This window comes from Pseudarthrobacter sp. NCCP-2145, from assembly GCF_023708005.1.
In the GTDB taxonomy this organism is placed as follows: domain Bacteria; phylum Actinomycetota; class Actinomycetes; order Actinomycetales; family Micrococcaceae; genus Arthrobacter; species Arthrobacter oxydans.
On the sequence record NZ_BRCG01000012.1, the window covers coordinates 117,868 to 134,912 of the forward strand.

At 67.1% G+C, this 17,045-nt stretch carries 13 protein-coding genes; 6 read left to right on the plus strand and 7 right to left on the minus strand.

Translation table 11 applies throughout. From position 1 onward, the window contains the following. The first annotated feature begins 115 nt into the window (after window positions 1–115). The 5 genes from NFU08_RS12285 (at window position 116) to NFU08_RS12305 (ending at window position 8,420) form a co-directional block, all read left to right on the plus strand. Window positions 116–1,786: an ABC transporter substrate-binding protein gene (locus tag NFU08_RS12285; RefSeq protein WP_174178109.1), complete on the plus strand. Its 1,671-nt coding sequence runs from the start codon at window positions 116–118 to the stop codon at window positions 1,784–1,786. A gap of 79 nt (window positions 1,787–1,865) precedes the next feature. Next, window positions 1,866–3,368 carry a malate:quinone oxidoreductase gene (locus tag NFU08_RS12290; protein ID WP_174178107.1) on the plus strand — a complete coding sequence of 501 codons (1,503 nt, stop codon included), beginning with the start codon at window positions 1,866–1,868 and terminating at the stop codon, window positions 3,366–3,368. Between the two features lie 69 nt (window positions 3,369–3,437). Then, entirely contained in the window at window positions 3,438–6,668 is a 3,231-nt protein-coding gene (locus tag NFU08_RS12295; protein ID WP_174178105.1) for an efflux RND transporter permease subunit, read from the plus strand. Between the two features lie 160 nt (window positions 6,669–6,828). Then, complete coding sequence (locus NFU08_RS12300) at window positions 6,829–7,938, plus strand: LLM class flavin-dependent oxidoreductase (RefSeq protein ID WP_174178103.1); 1,110 nt, start codon at window positions 6,829–6,831, stop codon at window positions 7,936–7,938. Then, window positions 7,938–8,420, plus strand: coding sequence for a MarR family winged helix-turn-helix transcriptional regulator (locus NFU08_RS12305; protein ID WP_251423615.1), 483 nt, complete (start codon window positions 7,938–7,940; stop codon window positions 8,418–8,420). Before NFU08_RS12300 ends, NFU08_RS12305 begins: the two co-directional genes overlap by 1 nt. On the opposite strand, the gene NFU08_RS12310 is transcribed toward NFU08_RS12305, so the two are convergent. After that, complete coding sequence (locus NFU08_RS12310) at window positions 8,417–9,223, minus strand: transglutaminase family protein (RefSeq protein ID WP_251423618.1); 807 nt, start codon at window positions 9,221–9,223, stop codon at window positions 8,417–8,419. The genes NFU08_RS12305 and NFU08_RS12310 overlap by 4 nt on opposite strands. 73 nt (window positions 9,224–9,296) lie before the next feature. Then, window positions 9,297–10,109: a hypothetical protein gene (locus NFU08_RS12315; protein WP_251423621.1), complete on the minus strand. Its 813-nt coding sequence runs from the start codon at window positions 10,107–10,109 to the stop codon at window positions 9,297–9,299. A gap of 144 nt (window positions 10,110–10,253) precedes the next feature. Here NFU08_RS12315 and NFU08_RS12320 point away from each other — a divergent pair, with 144 nt between their 5' ends. Continuing rightward, window positions 10,254–10,916 carry a DUF1684 domain-containing protein gene (locus NFU08_RS12320; RefSeq protein ID WP_174178095.1) on the plus strand — a complete coding sequence of 221 codons (663 nt, stop codon included), beginning with the start codon at window positions 10,254–10,256 and terminating at the stop codon, window positions 10,914–10,916. Between the two features lie 40 nt (window positions 10,917–10,956). Here the strand turns inward: NFU08_RS12320 and NFU08_RS12325 are convergent, their stop codons facing one another. From NFU08_RS12325 to NFU08_RS12345, 5 genes are read right to left on the minus strand one after another with little or no spacing between them, the layout of a single operon-like run. Next, window positions 10,957–12,111, minus strand: a complete 1,155-nt coding sequence (locus NFU08_RS12325) for a cysteine desulfurase family protein (protein ID WP_251423624.1) — start codon at window positions 12,109–12,111, stop codon at window positions 10,957–10,959. 3 nt (window positions 12,112–12,114) lie between these two features. After that, window positions 12,115–13,032: a carboxylating nicotinate-nucleotide diphosphorylase gene (gene nadC / locus NFU08_RS12330; protein ID WP_174178091.1), complete on the minus strand. Its 918-nt coding sequence runs from the start codon at window positions 13,030–13,032 to the stop codon at window positions 12,115–12,117. Beyond that, window positions 13,025–14,833 (minus strand): L-aspartate oxidase, encoded by a 1,809-nt coding sequence (gene nadB / locus NFU08_RS12335; RefSeq protein ID WP_251423667.1) that lies wholly within the window; start codon window positions 14,831–14,833, stop codon window positions 13,025–13,027. Before nadB ends, nadC begins: the two co-directional genes overlap by 8 nt. 53 nt (window positions 14,834–14,886) lie before the next feature. After that, window positions 14,887–16,191: a quinolinate synthase NadA gene (nadA, locus tag NFU08_RS12340; protein WP_251423627.1), complete on the minus strand. Its 1,305-nt coding sequence runs from the start codon at window positions 16,189–16,191 to the stop codon at window positions 14,887–14,889. Beyond that, window positions 16,188–16,898: an NrtR DNA-binding winged helix domain-containing protein gene (locus NFU08_RS12345; protein ID WP_251423630.1), complete on the minus strand. Its 711-nt coding sequence runs from the start codon at window positions 16,896–16,898 to the stop codon at window positions 16,188–16,190. The genes nadA and NFU08_RS12345 overlap by 4 nt, the downstream gene beginning before the upstream one ends. Between the last annotated feature and the right edge of the window lie 147 nt (window positions 16,899–17,045).

A 17,045-nucleotide genomic window follows, 5' to 3' on the forward strand; every position in this document is an offset into this window, starting at 1 on the left:
TTTCGGCTCCCGCGGGAACCGTCCGGCCGGTTCCGGGTTACTTTAAGGAGCGTCTATTAGACTGGGCTCCGGCCCGCACGCGGCGGAGCCGGCAAAATCCCGAGGTGATAATCGAGTGCCCAGCAGTACATCGCGGCGGACGGTCATCAAGACCGGCGCTGTTTTCCTCGCCTTGGGCATGACCTCGTGCACCGCCGTCCCCGCCCCCTCTCCGTCCTCCGGCTCCCCCAGCACCACGGCTGCTCCCGAGCCCTCCGCCACCTTCAATTTCGGAACCGCAGCCCAGCCGCTGGGCCTGGATCCGGCACTTTCCAGTGACGTCGAGTCCCAGCGCATCACCCGGCAGATCCTCGAGGGACTGGTGGGCGTGGACCAGGTCACCGGGAAACCCACACCACTGCTCGCCACGGAATGGACCGAGTCCAACGAAGGCCGCTCCTACACCTTCAAGCTCCGGACCGACGTCATGTTCCAGGACGGAACCCCGTTCAATGCCGACGCCGTGTGCACCAACTTCAACCGCTGGTTCGCCTTTTCCCCGGATATCAGGCGGCAGGCGCCCGGCAGCTCCTTCAAGGGAGTCTTCAAGGCCCATTCGGATGAGCCGGAGCTCTCCATCTTCAAAAGCTGCACGGCCGAATCACCGGACACGGTCCGGATAGACCTCACCCAGCGCTTCACCGCCTTCCTGCAGGCCCTCACGCTGCCTGCCTTCGCCATCGCCTCGCCGGCAGCCCTCGCCGCGGGCACGGCTGACGTCCTGGACCAGAACCGCGGCGGGCAGCCCGTGTCAGGCTTCGGCACCAATCCGGTGGGAACCGGACCGTTCAGGCTCGCCTCGTGGGACGAAGGCAGTGTCACCCTGGCCACCAATACCTCCTACTGGGGGGAGCGCGGCCAGATTGCCACGATCAACTTCGTGGCCTACGACCATCCGCAGGCGCGGCTCCAGGCCCTGCTGGACGGCAAGATCGACGGCTACGACGCTGTAACGGTGGGCAACTTCGACCAGCTGGTCAAGCGCGGAAAGCAGATCGTCCAGCGTGACCCGTTCTCCGTGATGTACGTGGGCATCAACCAGGACATCCCCGTACTCAAGAACCTGAAGGTCCGCCAGGCCATCGAAATGGCGATCGACAAGGAAACGCTGATCCGCCGGTTCTTCATTGACAACACCGCCAAGGCCACGCAGTTCGTCCCGCCCAAAATCAGCGGCTTCAACAACGACGCCCCGGCGCTGGGCCACGATCCTGCCAAGGCCAAGGAATACCTCGAAGAGGGAGGGTACGCCGGGGAGGAGCTGAAGTTCTACTATCCCCTGAACGTCACCCGCCCCTACCTGCCCACACCCGAGAAGGTGTATGCCGAGATCAGCCGCCAGCTCACCGCCGTCGGACTTAACATCCGTCCCGTGCCGGTGGACTGGGCGGACGGCTACCTGCAGAAGGTGCAGTCTCCCGGCGACCATGCGCTCCATCTGCTGGGCTGGAACGGCTCCTACTCCGACGCCGACAATTTCGTGGGCCCCCTCTTCGGCGAAAAGAACGGCGAGTTCGGCTACCACGATCCTCAGGTCTTTTCGAAGATCAACCGGGCGCGCGGGCTTCCGGAAGGCGAGGAACGGGATGAGCAATATCACACCATCAACGCCCAGATCGCCGCGACCGTACCGGCCGTCCCCGTCGCCTTCCCCATCTCCGCGCTGGCCCTGTCCGACCGCGTGCTGAGCTATCCCGCCTCCCCGGTCTTAAATGAAGTTTTCACGAAGGTGCAACTAAAGCCTTGACGGAGCGGTCCAATTTCAGTATGTCCGCTGCCCGGGGATATTCTGTGACAGCCAGAGCCGCTGCAATCGGAGACTGATCGTGACCTTCATTTCCAAGACCCCACATGCCGACGTCGTCCTGATTGGCGGCGGCATCATGAGCGCCACGCTGGGGGCATTCCTCAAGCAGCTTGAGCCGGACTGGACCATCTCTCTGTTCGAGCGGCTGGACCAGCCGGGGCTGGAAAGCTCGGACCCGTGGAACAACGCCGGAACCGGCCACGCCGCCCTCTGCGAGCTGAACTACTCCCCTGCCGCCAAAGACGGCTCAGTGGACCCCTCCAAGGCGCTGCTCATTAATGAGCAGTTCCAGCTTTCCCGCCAGTTCTGGTCCCACCTGGTGGACCAGAAGCTGATCGGATCCCCCAAAGGCTTCATCAACACCGTGCCGCACATGAGCTTCGTGATCGGCGAGGACCACACGCGGTTCCTGCGCACGCGGTACGAGGCACTCAAGCCCCACACGCTGTTCCGGAGCATGGAATATTCCGAGGACCACGCCCAGATCGCCAAGTGGGCTCCCCTGATCGTGAAGGGGCGCGACCCGAAGCAGCGCGTTGCCGCCACGCGCGCAGCCGAGGGCACCGACGTCGATTTCGGGGCACTGACCCGGGAGCTGACCACCTACCTCGGGAACAACGGCGTCGAAATCAACTACGGCCATGACGTCACGGGAATCTCCAGGGCGTCCGACGGCGGCTGGAACCTTTCGCTGAAGTACCCCAAGTCCGGCGAGCACAGCAAGATCCACGCCAAGTTCGTGTTCGTCGGCGCTGGCGGCGGCGCCCTGCACCTGCTGCAGGCCTCCGGCATCCCGGAAAGCAAAGGCTACGGCGGGTTCCCGGTCTCCGGGCAGTTCTTCCGCTGCACCGACGAAACCATTGCCGCGCAGCACAGCGCCAAGGTCTACGGCCAGGCATCGGTGGGCGCGCCCCCCATGTCCGTGCCGCACCTCGACACCCGCTACGTGGGCGGCAAGCGGTCGCTGCTGTTCGGCCCCTACGCCGGATTCTCCACCAACTTCCTGAAGAACGGCTCGTACCTGGACCTTCCGCTGTCCATCAGGCCCAGCAACATCATTCCCATGCTGGCCGTGGCCAAGGACAACATGGACCTCACCGCCTACCTGGTGAAGGAAGTGGCCAAGAAGCACGCCGACAAGGTGGAGGCCCTGCGCGAGTACTACCCGGAGGCCAAGGACGGCGACTGGGAACTGATCACCGCCGGCCAGCGTGTACAGATCATCAAGAAAGATCCGCAGAAGGGCGGCGTGCTGCAGTTCGGCACTGAAGTAATCGCCGGCCGGGACGGTTCGATCGGCGCGCTCCTGGGCGCATCGCCCGGAGCGTCCACTGCGGTACCTATCATGATCGAGCTGCTGAAGAGGACCTTCCCCCGGAACTTCAAGGGCTGGCAGTCCAAACTCAAGGACATGATGCCCGGCTACGGGGTCAAGTTGGACGAGAACCCGGACCTGGCTGTCGAGCTGGAAAAGGCGACGGCCGCATCACTTCAGCTGGAGAGCGTTTCCGCCAGCCGCTGACCCTGCCGGGGCCGGCGGCCGGCGCCTTCGGGTCCGTATCAGTCCCTCAACCCCACAGGAGATCATGCGATGTTCCGGCTGGCACAACTTTCACTTGCGAACCGGGCCCTGATCGCACTGATCACAGTCTTCGCCTCCGTCTTCGGCGTGATCACCATGTCATCGCTGAAGCAGGAACTCATCCCCTCGATCGAGTTCCCGCAGATCACGGTGCTGACCGCCATGCCCGGCGCCTCCCCGGAGGTGGTCGACAAGCAGGTGAGCGGACCGCTGGAGACGGCGCTGAACGGCGTGGAGGGGCTGGAATCCACCTCCTCCACGTCCCGCAACGGCGTCTCGCAGATCACCATGGTGTTCACGTACGGCTCCAACCTGGACCGTGCGAGGAACCAGATCGACCGTGCCATCTCAAACGCCAAGCGGTCACTGCCCGAGGATGTCCAGCCGCAGGCAATCGCAGGCAGCATCAGCGATTTTCCCATCGTCTTCCTGGCCGTGTCCTCGGACAAGACGCTCAGCGAGCTGAACGCCGACCTCCAGCGGCTGAGCGTGCCCCGGCTGCAGAAGATCGACGGCGTCCGCGGGGCCGATGTGACCGGCGGCGCCTCCCAGCACATCGAGATCCTTCCGCGCGGTGACGCCATGGCCGCCGCGGGTGCGAGCATCACGTCCATCCGGGACGCGCTGGAGAACAACGGTGCGCTGATCCCCGCCGGCACACTCGAAGAGCAGGGAAAGACGCTCTCCCTCCAGATCGGCAGCCCCGTGGATTCCCTGGCGGCCATCGAGGCGCTGCCGCTGGGCGGCGCCAAAGACGGGGCCACCATCGGAAGCGTGGCGGACGTGTCGCTGCAGGATGACGAACGGACATCCATCACACGCACCAACGGAGAGGAAACCCTCGCCGTCTCCGTGACCAAGAAGCCTGAGGGCGACACGGTGGGCATCTCGCACGCGGTGCGTGACACCCTGGACGAGCTTGAGGCGGAACTGGGTTCGAATGCCAGGTTCACACCGGTGTTCGACCAGGCACCCTTCATTGAGAAGTCCATCAAGGACCTCACCACCGAGGGCCTGCTGGGCCTGGGCTTCGCCGTTGCGGTCATCCTGGTGTTCCTGATGTCCACCCGGTCCACGCTGGTCACGGCAGTCTCCATTCCGCTCTCGCTCCTGATCACCTTCATCGGCCTGTCCGCCACCGGATACTCCCTGAACATCCTGACGCTGGGTGCGCTCACCATCGCCATCGGCCGCGTGGTGGATGACTCCATCGTTGTGATCGAGAACATCAAGCGGCACCTGAGCTACGGCGAAGACAAAGTCACTGCCATCCTGACTGCCATCAGGGAGGTGGCCGGGGCCATCACCGCCTCCACCCTCACCACTGTGGCGGTGTTCCTCCCCATCGCATTTGTTGGCGAGCTCGCGGGAGAGCTGTTCAGGCCGTTCGCCCTCACTGTCACCATGGCGCTGCTGGCCTCGCTCCTGGTCTCGCTGACCATCGTCCCGGTGCTGGCCTACTGGTTCCTGAAGAACACCGGTGCCGCAGGCGCGGGGCCGGCAGCTCCCGCAGCCGCCCGGCGGACCGCGGACGAGGCCCGTGCCAGGGCATTGGAAGCGGAACAGCGCAGCAGGCTCCAGCGCGGCTACCTGCCAATCCTCACCAAGACCCAGAAGCATCCGGTGATCACGCTGGTGGCCGCCGCCCTGGTCCTCGGTGCCACCGCCGCCATGACGCCGCTGCTGGCCACCAACCTCCTGGGCAATTCCGGGCAGAACAGCCTCACGGTCCGCCAGGTCCTGCCGGCCGGCACCACCCTCGCCGACACCAGCGCGGCAGCCGTCCGGCTGGAGGAAGTGCTTCGCGGCATCGACGGCGTCAAGGACATCCAGGTGACGTCGGGCAACGCCCAGGCAGGTTTCGCCGCGCTTACCTCCACTGGCTCGTCCAACTCCACATTCACCGTGGTGACGGATGAAAAGGCGGACCAGGAACAGCTGCAGGAGACGGTGCGCAGCGAACTGTCAAAGGTGCCCGATTCCGGCAAGATCTCGGTCGGAACCCAGCAGGGCGGTTTCGGCACCTCGTCCACCGTGGACATCACCCTCAAGGCGGCCACCACTGCCGACCTCCAGGAAGCCAGCGACACGATGGTCGCGGCGATGACCGGCGTGCCCGGCACCAGCGAGGTGGCCACCAACCTTGCGGCCAGCCAGCCCGTGGTCCAGGTCAGGGTGGACCGGGCCAAGACGGTAGCCGCCGGGCTCAACGAGGAACAGGTGGCCGGGGTCCTGGCGTCCACCATCAGCCCCATCCCGGCCGGAGAAGTCCGGATTGACACCAACGACTTTCCCGTCCGGATCGGCCAGGGCACCAGGTTCACCAGCATCGACGCCGTCCGCAACATTCCGCTTCCGGCAGCGGGCGGGCCGGTGCCGCTGGGAAGCATCGCTGCAGTGGAACAGGTGGAGGTGCCGGTGTCCATCACCGCCAGCAACGGCCAGCGCACGGCACGGGTGTCAGTGACGCCGTCGGGCTCCAACCTGGGCGCGGTCAACGCGGAAGTCCAGAAGCGGCTGGCGGACGTCCAGCTGCCGCCAGGGGTCACCGCCGAAATCGGCGGTGCCACCACCCAGCAGCAGGAGTCCTTCCAGCAGCTCGGGCTGGCCCTCCTGGCGGCCATCGCCATCGTGTACGTGATCATGGTGGCCACCTTCAAGTCGCTGGTCCAGCCGCTGATCCTGCTGGTATCTGTCCCGTTTGCAGCCACCGGCGCCGTAGCACTGCTCCTAGTGACAGGCGTGCCCCTGGGACTGCCCTCGCTGATCGGCATGCTCATGCTGGTGGGGATCGTGGTCACCAACGCCATCGTGCTGATCGACCTCATCAACCAGTACCGGCAGCCCCGCGACGGCCGGCCGGGCATGAACGTGGCGGATGCGATCACGCATGGGGCACGGCAGCGCCTGCGTCCCATCCTGATGACCGCGCTCGCCACCGTGTTCGCGCTGACGCCCATGGCCATGGGCCTTACCGGCGGCGGTGGCTTCATCTCGCAGCCGCTGGCGGTTGTCGTCATCGGCGGGCTGATCTCCTCGACCGCCCTGACCCTGGTGCTGGTGCCCGTCCTGTACAGGCTGGTGGAGGGCCGGCGTGAAAAGAAGGCGCTGCTCCGGGACCTTCAGGCACGCCACGAATTCGGGCCCGGGCCGGACGTTGACGAGGAGTTCAGGGACTGGACCACGGGCATGGTTCCCAAAACCAGCGGCCGCCGCGCCGCCCCCGGCGGCCCCGCCTAGGGGCACGTCCGGAACCCCGTCCCGGAGCAGCTTTCGCCCGCACGGGCTTCACGGAATATTTCCCCAAGGGATGCGTTGTACCTTGCGGTAGATGCAAATGCATCTAAATTGGACTACACTGGGACCAAGCCCGGAGAGTCCAGGAAGGGAAAGGCACATCATGCAGATCGGTGTTTTCAGCGTCAGCGACATCACCACGGACCCCACCACGGGGCACACCCCAACCGAGAACGAACGCATCAAAGCGTCGGTGGCCATTGCCAAAAAAGTCGAGGAAATCGGGATGGACGTCTACGCCCTCGGCGAGCACCACAACCGCCCCTTCTTCTCCTCCTCCCCCACCACAACCCTGGCGTACATCGCAGCCCAGACGGAACGCATCACGCTGTCCACGGCCACCACGCTGATCACCACCAACGATCCGGTGAAGATCGCGGAAGACTTCGCGATGCTCCAGCACCTGGCCGACGGCCGTGTTGACCTGGTCCTGGGCCGCGGCAACACCGCGCCGGTGTACCCGTGGTTCGGCAAGAACATCCAGGACGGCGTGGAGCTGGCCATCGAGAACTACAGCCTGCTGCGGAAGCTGTGGGACGAGGACACCGTCAACTGGTCCGGCAAGTTCCGGACGCCGCTGCAGAACTTCACGTCCACGCCCCGCCCGCTGGACGGCGTCGCCCCCTTTGTGTGGCACGGCTCCATCCGCACCCCGCAGATCGCCGAAGTGGCGGCCTACTTCGGCGACGGCTTCTTTGCCAACAACATCTTCTGGCCCAAGGAGCACTACCAGCAGCTGATCGGCCTGTACCGCGAACGCTATGAGCACTACGGCCACGGCAAGGCAGACCAGGCCATCGTTGGCCTCGGCGGACAGTTCTTCATGAGGAAGAACTCGCAGGACGCCGTCAAGGAATTCCGCCCGTACTTCGACAACGCGCCTGTCTACGGCCATGGCCCCTCGCTCGAGGACTTCACCTCGCAGACACCGCTGACGGTGGGCAGCCCGCAGGAAGTCATTGAAAAGACCCTGACGTTCCGGGAGTACTTCGGCGACTACCAGCGCCAGCTGTTCCTGATCGACCACGCGGGCCTGCCGCTGAAAACCGTACTCGAACAGCTGGACCTGTTCGGTGAGGAGGTCCTCCCCGTCCTGCGGAAGGAGTACGCGGCCCGCAAGCCGGCCCACGTTCCCGAGCCGCCCACGCACGCCGGCCGGGTGGCCGCGCTTCTGGCCGCCCAGGACGCGGAAAAGTCCGCCGCGGACGCGTGATGGCGGGCAAGAGCGCGGAGTCGCCGGTGCGGCTCGCCGCAGAAACCTGGGAGTCGCTGTTCCGGGCCCAGGTTGCGGTGATGCGGAAGCTGCAGTCCGGCCCGGCCTTCCGGAAGCTGGCAGTCAATGAGTACGACGTCCTGTTCACCCTCTCCCGCTGCCCGTCAGGCTGGCTGCGGCTCAATGAACTCAACGACAACGTCCTGTTGAGCCAGTCCAGCCTCAGCCGGCTGGTGGAGCGGCTTGAGAAGCGCGGGCTCATCGCGCGGATGCCCGCGCCGGAGGACGGCCGCGGTGTCCTGCTGAAGCTGACGGACGAGGGACGGGAACTCCAGAAGGAGATTGGCCGTGAGCATGTGCGCGACATCTCCGAACTCATGGGCCCGGCGCTGACACCGGCGGAACAGAAGGAACTCATGCGGCTCACCACCAAGCTGCGGAGTTCCCTGGGCCCTCGGCCGCCCCGGCAGGACCCGCGCTAGCCCAGGGCCACGAGCCTGGCGGGGTCCTCCACCGGCAGGCTGCCGTCGACCACCGCAGTGACCTGCATCTGGCTCAGGCTCAGGCTTCCGCCCACCGTGGACAGGAATGCGGTGTCGGCCGAGTCCCGGCCGGCCGTGATCCGCAGCATCGATTCCCGCGGGGCGAGGCCCGTGGGATCGATGACGTGCCACCCGCCTTCCACGTAGGCTTCAGCGACGGCGTGGAAATCCATGGGGCTCAGGCCGGGCGCGTAGACGGCGGCCAGGCGCGCCGGAATGTCCTTGGACCTCAGCAGGGCAATGGCCAGGTGGGCGAAGTCGCGGCAGACGCCGCGGCGGCTCAGGAGGGTTTCCACGGCGCCGTCGGTGCCGCGGGAGGAGCCGCTGATGTACCGCAGCTCGCCGTTCACCCAGTTCCGCACGGCGTGCAGCAGCTCCCCGCCGGAGGCTCCGTCGAATTCCGCATACGCAGTGGGCAGGAGGCGGTCCGACTCCGCGTACCGGCTGGGCCGGACGTAGCGGATGCGGTCAGCAAGTTCTGCCTCCTCAGGCTGCGCCTTTCCGGCGACCGTAGCGGAGTAGTCCACGACCACCTCGGACGGTTCCGCGAACTCCATGTAGTGGAGCCGGCCGCCGTGGTGGTCCGGCACCTCGCTCACGGGGACCTGCGCGCCGCCAACCGTAATGGACAGGTTTTCCTCGAAGGACGAATAGCCGGGGTTCCTGGCGGCGGCGATGGCCATGGCCACTTTGGTGTTGGGTGTGGTCTTGAAGACCAGGCGTGCGGAAACAGTGCGTTCCATGACTCTCCGGGGGTGTCGGCAGGAAAGAAGCCGCCGTTTGTCCCGGCCGGGGATGCGGGCAGGGGAACGGGGGCTAGTTCTTGATCTCCAGAGACATTAGCATCCGCTGGACGTTGGCGAAGTCAGCACTCTCGCTGGCGTACTTTGCGGCCTGCTCAAGGGTGTCGAATGCTTTGGCGGGCGCCACTTTTTCATCGGGCGCAAAGGCCCTGACGGACACCAGGTCACCGAAGGAGTAGTCACCTTTCCCCGCCGGCCCACGGACTATATTGCGCAGTTCGCAGGCCTGCCCGTCGGGGCCGCCAATCAGGTTGGTGATGCCGTAGGAGCCGAAGAACCGGTACCCCTGGATTGCCCGGAACACCACCCTGGGCGGAATGGTCCCCTCGCCGCCTGCGGCGGACAGCTCAACAGGCACGCTGCTGATCACGGTGTAGGGACGCCGCGCGTCCTCCGGACAGTCGGCGGACGACGGCGGGAGTCCCGTCCGGAGCGCCGCCATGAAGGTGCCGTCCGGCTTTTTCACCTCGATCTTAATGGCACCGGGCAGGGTTCCTTCCTCAGGGGGCACCGCTTGCGCTATCCAGGTTTCCGGCAGTTCGAAGACCACGGTTTTTGCCGGATCGGAGAAAGTCTTCCACGCAGATGCGGTGGCGGCAGGCTGGGCTGTTGCCGAGCCGGACGCGGCGGGCGTGGCGCCTGCGGATGCCGCAGCAGTTGCAGACCCTTCCGGCGAAGCGGTGGCGGTGGGAGCAGCCCCGGAATCACCGGCCTCCGCTGTCCACGCAGGCCCGCTCTTGGGCGGGGTGGAGCAACCGGCAAGGAGTGCTCCGGCGAGGAGCACTGCGGTCCCGGGCAGGACCCCCGCTGATGCGATGCGTCTCATGCAGCCAGCCTAGCTGGACGGAGCAGCGGCGCGGCCTGACCCGGAGCGGCGTTTCCCGGCTCATAAGGACGGCCGGAACCGGGCAGCAGCGGTGCGTGTCGCCGCCGGAGGGGCATCACCGGCGCCGGGGACTAGGCTGGTGCTATGGCGGACATCCAGCACGGCGCAGCCGAAGATCACTTGGCGGAGATCTCCGCCGTCGACATTGCCGACTGGCGGCTGCGGACCTTTGCCTTGTACGACAATGTCCGCAAATTGTCCGTGGAAAGCCCGGCGGAAGCACATTCCTACTGGCGCCACCAGCGCGACCTTCTCTTTGCCACGCACCCCGCCTCCGCGCTGTCCGCAGCGGACAAGGCGCGGTTCTCCGGCCTCAAGACGGCTGACTACGATCCCATCTACCGATTCCACGTTCCGCTGACCAAAGAGGGTGCTGGACGGGAAATGAGCGTGGAAACCGGCACGGACGGGGTGGTGAACTTCGTGCGGCTTGGCACGTTCGACCTCCCCGAGATGGGGCAGCTCGCCGTGTGGAAGCTGCGGGGATACGGCGGCGGCATCTTCGTGCCCTTCCGGGACGCGACCGCCGGCCAGCCCGGGGGAAGCTACGGCGCCGGCCGGTACCTGCTGGACACCATCAAGGGCGCGTTCCACGGGGTCAGCGGGACGGGTCCGGGCGCCGCTTTCGTCCTGGACTTCAACTTCGCCTACAACCCCTCCTGTGCCTACAACGAGGCATGGGCGTGCCCCCTGCCGGGACCGTCCAACCGGCTGGCCGTGGAAATTCCGGTCGGCGAGCTGTACTGACCGCTGCGGGCAGCAGGACGCCGATCCTTGCGGAGGATCGTTAGCCGCCAAGCGCCCGCACGCTCTCCACTGCGTGGCGGACTGCCCCCGCTGCGGTGTTGAGGTCCTCCTCGGTGACCGCGGCATCGAAGCTGAACCGGACGGCTGTCTGGGCCACCTCAGCCTCGTAGCCCAGCGCCGTGAGGACGGGCGACGGCGCATCGGACCCGGCTGCGCACGCTGATCCGCTGGAGCACACCACGCCCTCCCGCTCCAGTTCCAGGAGTACGGATTCGCCGCTGGTTCCCGGGAAGCAGAACGATGCCACGGACGGAAGCCGGCGGGTGGGATGCCCGGTGAGGACCGCGCCCGGCACTCCGGTGAGCACTGCGTTGATGAAGGCATCCCGCAGGGCCGCCACACGTCGTCGTTGTTCCTCCTGGCGGGCCCGGGCAAGCGTCAGCGCCGTGGCCAGGCCAACGGCACCTGCCACGTTTTCCGTCCCGGACCGGCGGCCCCGTTCCTGGCCGCCGCCGTGGATGAGCGGCTCGATCCTGGTGCGGCCACGGACAAAGAGCACGCCACAACCCTTGGGCGCCCCCAGCTTGTGGCCCGAGATGCTCATGGCGTCGACGCCCAGCGTCCCGGTGTCCAGGGGCAGCCATCCTGCCGCCTGGACCGCGTCCGTGTGGAAGGGGACCCCAGCGTGCCGGGCCTCCGCGGCCAGCTCGGCCACCGGCTGTACGGTCCCCACCTCATTGTTGGCGTACATGATGCTGACCAGTGCGGTTTCCGGACGCAGGATTGCCCGGAGGGATTCCGGCGCCACCAGCCCCGTGCCGTCCACGGGTACAACGTCCACCGCGAATCCGTGGAAGCGTTCCAGGTACCGTGCGGATTCCTCCACGGCCGGATGTTCGACGGCGCTGATCACCACCCGGTTGAGCTGCGGACGGGCAGCCTGCCGCGCCAGGGCAATGCCCTTGACAGCCAGGTTGTCCGCCTCTGTCCCGCCGGACGTGAAGGTCACCTCTCCCGGCCGGCAGCCCAGGACAGCGGCCACTGAGTCCCGTGCACTGGCGAGGGCCGTGGCAGCTGTCCCACCGAGAGTGTGGTGGCTGGAGGGGTTCCCGAAGTCGCCGGTCAGGTATGGCCACATGGCTTCCAGCACCTCGCGGCGGACCGGGGTGGTGGCGGCTGCATCAAGGAAAATCATGGCTTACCCGGCCGTCAGTTCCACGTCCAGGCCAAGGTCCAGGGCTGCCACCGTGTGGGTGAGTGCCCCGACCGAGATGACGTCCACGCCGGTGGCAGCGATCCCCGCGACCGTGCTGAGGTTGACGTTGCCGCTTGCTTCCACGCGGGCCCGTCCGGCCACCAGCGCAACGCCCTGGCGGAGCTCCTCCGGCGTGAAGTTGTCCAGCATGATGGTGTCCACGCCTGCTGCGAGGACGGGTTCGATCTGGTCCATGCGGTCCACCTCGACTTCGAAGTGGGTGGTGTGTCCCAGCTGGGCTTTGGCCGCCAGGAGCAGCTCCGTCAGCCTGGCGGGGTCCCCTCCGGTCATCACGGCCAGGTGGTTGTCCTTCGCCAGCACTGCGTCGGAGAGGCTGTACCGGTGGTTGGCGCCTCCCCCGCACCGCACGGCGAACCGTTCCAGGATCCGCAGGCCGGGGGTGGTTTTCCGGGTGTCGGTGATCCTGGCCCGCGTCCCTTCGGCCAGCTGTACGAATTCCGCGGTCCTGGTGGCGATCGCGGACATCCGCTGGACCAGGTTGAGGGCCACACGCTCGGCGAGCAGGACGGAGCGTGCCCGTCCTGTGACCCGCGCGAGGTGCGTGCCGGCGTCGAACCTTTCCCCGTCTGCCAGCAGCAGCTCCACTGTGGTGCCGGGGTCCACCAGCTGCATGGCGTCCCGGAAGACGGTCGCCCCGCTGAAGACGCCGGGCACGCGGGCGTTCAGGACCGCCGTGGCGCGGGCATCGGCGGGGATGAGCAGCTGGGAGGTGATGTCCCCGGCCGGCGCGTCTTCGGCGAAGGCGCGCTCCAGGATCTCCCGGACGGGAGCCGCCGGCAGGGCGAGGTCCAGGCCAACGGCCCTGGCCGCCACGGGTGCGATTACGGAGTTTTCAGTCACGGACAAGGCTCGCTTTCGGGCGCAGGCGGGAGTGTTCTTGGAGTTCATCAGCGATGCCGGCGGCATCTGCCGGGCTGTCGCTCCGGTAGTGGGCGCCCAGGGACGCAGTCCGTTCCCGGGCGGCAGCCACGAGCAGCTGCGCGGCGAGCAGCAGGTTGCGGTCCTCATGCTCCCGCGGTCCCGGCCCGGCGGCCACTGTTCCGGGGAGAACGACGGCGGCCCACCGGTCAAGGGTTTCCGTCGCCTCCCGCAACAGCACCCCATTCCGCAGCACCCCGGCCTTGGCAGTCATCAGGCGCCGAAGAGCATCCCGCGAGAACGGCTCACTCCCCCCAACGGAGCTGGCCGGCAGGCTCCCGCCCAGGCCACCCGACCCGGCACCCGCGCCTGCTGAAGCCGCAGGGAAGGTGACGGACAAATGGTCGCCTGAGGGTGCCCCGGAAGCATGCGTAAAGGGGAGGCCGCCCGCGGCCGTGGGGCCACGCGATCCGGGTTCCCTGGCCGAGCTTGCGAGGTTAGGGGGATCGTGGGGAGCATGCGAAGGGGCGCCCTCAGGCGCCCCCCAGCCAAAGTCACCGGAGAGGAAGTCCTCAACAGCGCGGCGGCCGAAGACGAGTCCCTCGAGCAGGGAGTTGCTCGCCAGCCGGTTTGCCCCTTGGACGCCCGTACATGCGACTTCGCCGGCGGCGTACAGTCCGGGGATGCTGGTCCTGGCGCGGAGGTCGGTGAGGACCCCGCCCATCCAGTAGTGGGCTGCCGGGGCCACGGGGACCAGGTCCCGGGTCCAGTCGATACCGGCCGCGAGGGTCTTTTCGGTGAGGGTCGGGAACCGCCGTGCCAGGAACCCGGCTCCCCTGGCTGCCTCGATGACGCGGGCGTCCAGGTATACGTGGCCGTTGGGGTCGCCGAGCTTGGCCAGGTGCAGGGCTATGCTGCGGGAGACCACGTCGCGCGGGGCAAGCTCTGCGTCCGGATGGTACGACCGCATGAAGCGCTTCCCGTTGCCGTCAACGAGGACCGCCCCTTCGCCGCGGACAGCTTCAGAGATCAGCAGCGGCTCGCCAGGGGCGGGACCGGCTGGCCGGACCAGGCAGGTGGGGTGGAACTGGAAGAATTCCAGGTCGGCTGTCCTGGCTCCGGCGCGGACTGCGAGCGCCAGGCCGTCAGCGGTGGCGATTGCCGGGTTGGTGGTCTGGGCGAACAGCCTGCCGGCACCTCCCGTTGCCAGCAGGACGGCGTCCCCGTGCAGTGCTGCCCTCTTCCCGTCCTGCAGGAATTCCACTCCGGTGACTGCGCCGCCGTCGTACAGGAGGGCGGTGGCGTGGGCGCCGGTGATGACCTTCAGGACACCTGCTGCCTGCCGGGAGAGCACCGCCTGGATGAGCGCGCCGGCCACTTTCGCGCCGGTGGCGTCGCCGCCGGCGTGGAGGATGCGCGGCGCGGAGTGGGCGGCTTCCAGCCCCAGCGCCGGTCCTCCGTCCGTCTCCACATCGAAGCGCACACCGAACCGCTGCAGGCCGGCGATGTCGTGCCGGGCCTCCGTGCACATCAGCCGGACGGCGTCGGCGTTGCAATGCCCGGCGCCGGCCTGGAGCGTGTCGGTGATGTGGGCCGCTACGGTGTCACCCGGGGATGGTTCATCCAGCACGGCCGAGATCCCGCCCTGGGCGTACCAGGTGTTGCTGTGCTCCAGGCCAACTTTTGTCAGGAGAACCACGGAGGCGCCGGCATCGGCGGCCAACAGCGCCGCGTACAGTCCGGCGATGCCGCTGCCAACGACGACGAGCCGGCGGGCGGGCATCCTGGGCCCGCCGGGCACAAGGGGCCCGCTGGACACTCTGGCCTGGCTGGACATTACGGCCTGGCGGCGAGCATGCGCTCGAGGGCGGTCCGGGCATGGTCCTGGACGGACTCTGCCACGGTGATGCGGTTGACCACCCGGCCGGCCACCAGCTCCTCCAGCACCCAGGCCAGGTACCCCGGGTGGATACGGTACATGGTGGAGCAAGGGCAGATCACGGGGTCCAGGCAGAAGATGGTGTGCTGCGGGTACTCCGCTGCAAGCCGGTTCACCATGTTGATCTCGGTGCCGATCGCAAAGGTGGTTGGCTCCGTGGCAGCCGCGATGGCCTTCTTGATGAAATCGGTGGAGCCGGCAGAGTCGGCGGCGTCCACGACTTCCATGGGGCACTCGGGGTGGACGATCACCTGGACGCCGGGAAAGTCTTTCCTGGCCTTCTCGATCTGCCCCACGTTGAAGCGCTTGTGCACCGAGCAGAATCCGTGCCACAGGATCACCCGGGAATCGAGCAGTGCCTGCGCGTCGTTACCGCCCAGATCCCTGCGCGGGTTCCACATGGGCATCTGCTCCAGCGGCACGCCGAGGGCTTTGGCGGTATTGCGGCCCAGGTGCTGGTCAGGGAAGAACAGCACGCGCTGGGCTCGCTGGAACGCCCACTCAAGCACGGTCCTGGCGTTCGAGGACGTGCAGACGATGCCGCCGTGCTCACCGCAGAACGCCTTCAGGGCTGCGGAGGAATTCATGTAGGTGACGGGAAGGACCGGAACCCGGCCCTCGGCGTCGGGCTCGGTGCCGAAGATCTCCTCAAGCTGCTCCCAGCACTCGGCCACGGAGTCGGCGTCGGCCATATCCGCCATGGAGCAGCCAGCCGCCAGGTTGGGGAGGATGACTGCCTGTTCCGGTGCGGAAAGGATGTCAGCGGTTTCCGCCATGAAGTGGACGCCGCAGAAGACGATCGCTTCCGCGTCCGGCCTGGTGAGTGCCGCGTTGGCCAGCTGGAAGGAGTCGCCCACGAAGTCGGCGTACTGGATCACTTCGTCCCGCTGGTAGAAGTGCCCCAGGATGACGGCACGGTCGCCGAGGGCAGCCTTTGCCGCGAGGATGCGTTCGCCCAGCTCAGCGTCGCTGGCGAGCTTGTATTCCTCCGGCAGCTGGCCCTGGCGCGGGGTGGCGGCCGGCGCAACGTCTGCGCTGGAGGCGCCGGGACCATAGGCGGGGATGCCGGCGAGCGCCTCGGCGAGGTCGTATTCCCACGGGCCCTTGGCCAGGGCTGGGCTGCAGGTGCTGCCTTTCGCCGTCGCGCCTTGCTCCGCCTGCTCGCGCGTGATCAGCTGGATTGCTGTGTTGACGCTGCTCATAGTGTGCTCCTGTTGTCTGGGTCAAGGCCGGGCCGGCCGGTAAAGCGGTAGAGGCGCGGGGGGCGGTGTTTGCCGCCCTGGAGGTACTCGCCGGTTTCCTCTATTTCGGGGGTGGACTTCAGCTGCCTGCGGAAGTTCGCCGGATCCAGCTCACGGTCCAGCACCGCCTCGTAGACCTCGCGGACCTGGGCCAGAGTGAAGTACTCCCCCAGGAGGTGGTAGGCCACTGACCCGTAGGCCAGTTTGTTGCGCAGCCTCCAGAGGGCGTACTCCACGATCGCGTTGTGGTCGAAGGCCAGCTCCCCCAGCCGGTCCGCCCGGAACCATCGGACGTTTTCCGACTCATCGGCGAGCGCGGCTTCCGTCGGCTGGACCAGCGCCCAGTACACGATCGAGACCACCCGCTGGGTGGGTGAGCGGTGGAGCCCACCGAATGCGTACAGCTGTTCCAGGTAGCTGGGGGCGAGCCCGGTGGTCTCCCTCAGGTTCCGGGACGCGGCGTCCTGGAGGGATTCCGCGTGGCTGAGCGGTCCGCCCGGGAGCGCCCAGAGCCCCTTGAAGGGCTCCCTGATCCGGCGGACCAAAGGCAGCCAGAGCGTAGGCCGGCCGGAACTTTCACTGGGCCGGAGGGCGAAGATGACGGTGGAGATGGCCAGGGAGGGCGGTGCAGCCTGGCGCTCCGACACGTTTGCAGAGCTGGAGTACATATTCCACCGCCTTCCTGGCAGCAGGGGCCCGTGTTCAGCATGGTGCCCGGTTTAGTTATGGTCAGCTTGACCAAAACTAATTGTACGGGCATGCGCTGGGAAAATGCCAAATGTTTCTGCCCGCCTGCCCGGGCCCCTGTCCCGCGC

What these genes read in the sequence shown, in the direction of transcription:
- NFU08_RS12295 (WP_174178105.1), top strand. Translation starts at nt 3,438, where the DNA reads ATGTTCCGGCTGGCACAACTTTCACTTGCGAACCGGGCCCTGATCGCA.
- NFU08_RS12300 (WP_174178103.1), top strand. Translation starts at nt 6,829, where the DNA reads ATGCAGATCGGTGTTTTCAGCGTCAGCGACATCACCACGGACCCCACC.
- NFU08_RS12305 (WP_251423615.1), top strand. Translation starts at nt 7,938, where the DNA reads ATGGCGGGCAAGAGCGCGGAGTCGCCGGTGCGGCTCGCCGCAGAAACC.
- NFU08_RS12310 (WP_251423618.1), bottom strand. Translation starts at nt 9,223, where the DNA reads ATGGAACGCACTGTTTCCGCACGCCTGGTCTTCAAGACCACACCCAAC.
- NFU08_RS12315 (WP_251423621.1), bottom strand. Translation starts at nt 10,109, where the DNA reads ATGAGACGCATCGCATCAGCGGGGGTCCTGCCCGGGACCGCAGTGCTC.
- NFU08_RS12320 (WP_174178095.1), top strand. Translation starts at nt 10,254, where the DNA reads ATGGCGGACATCCAGCACGGCGCAGCCGAAGATCACTTGGCGGAGATC.
- NFU08_RS12325 (WP_251423624.1), bottom strand. Translation starts at nt 12,111, where the DNA reads ATGATTTTCCTTGATGCAGCCGCCACCACCCCGGTCCGCCGCGAGGTG.
- nadB (WP_251423667.1), bottom strand. Translation starts at nt 14,833, where the DNA reads ATGCCCGCCCGCCGGCTCGTCGTCGTTGGCAGCGGCATCGCCGGACTG.
- nadA (WP_251423627.1), bottom strand. Translation starts at nt 16,191, where the DNA reads ATGAGCAGCGTCAACACAGCAATCCAGCTGATCACGCGCGAGCAGGCG.
- NFU08_RS12345 (WP_251423630.1), bottom strand. Translation starts at nt 16,898, where the DNA reads ATGTACTCCAGCTCTGCAAACGTGTCGGAGCGCCAGGCTGCACCGCCC.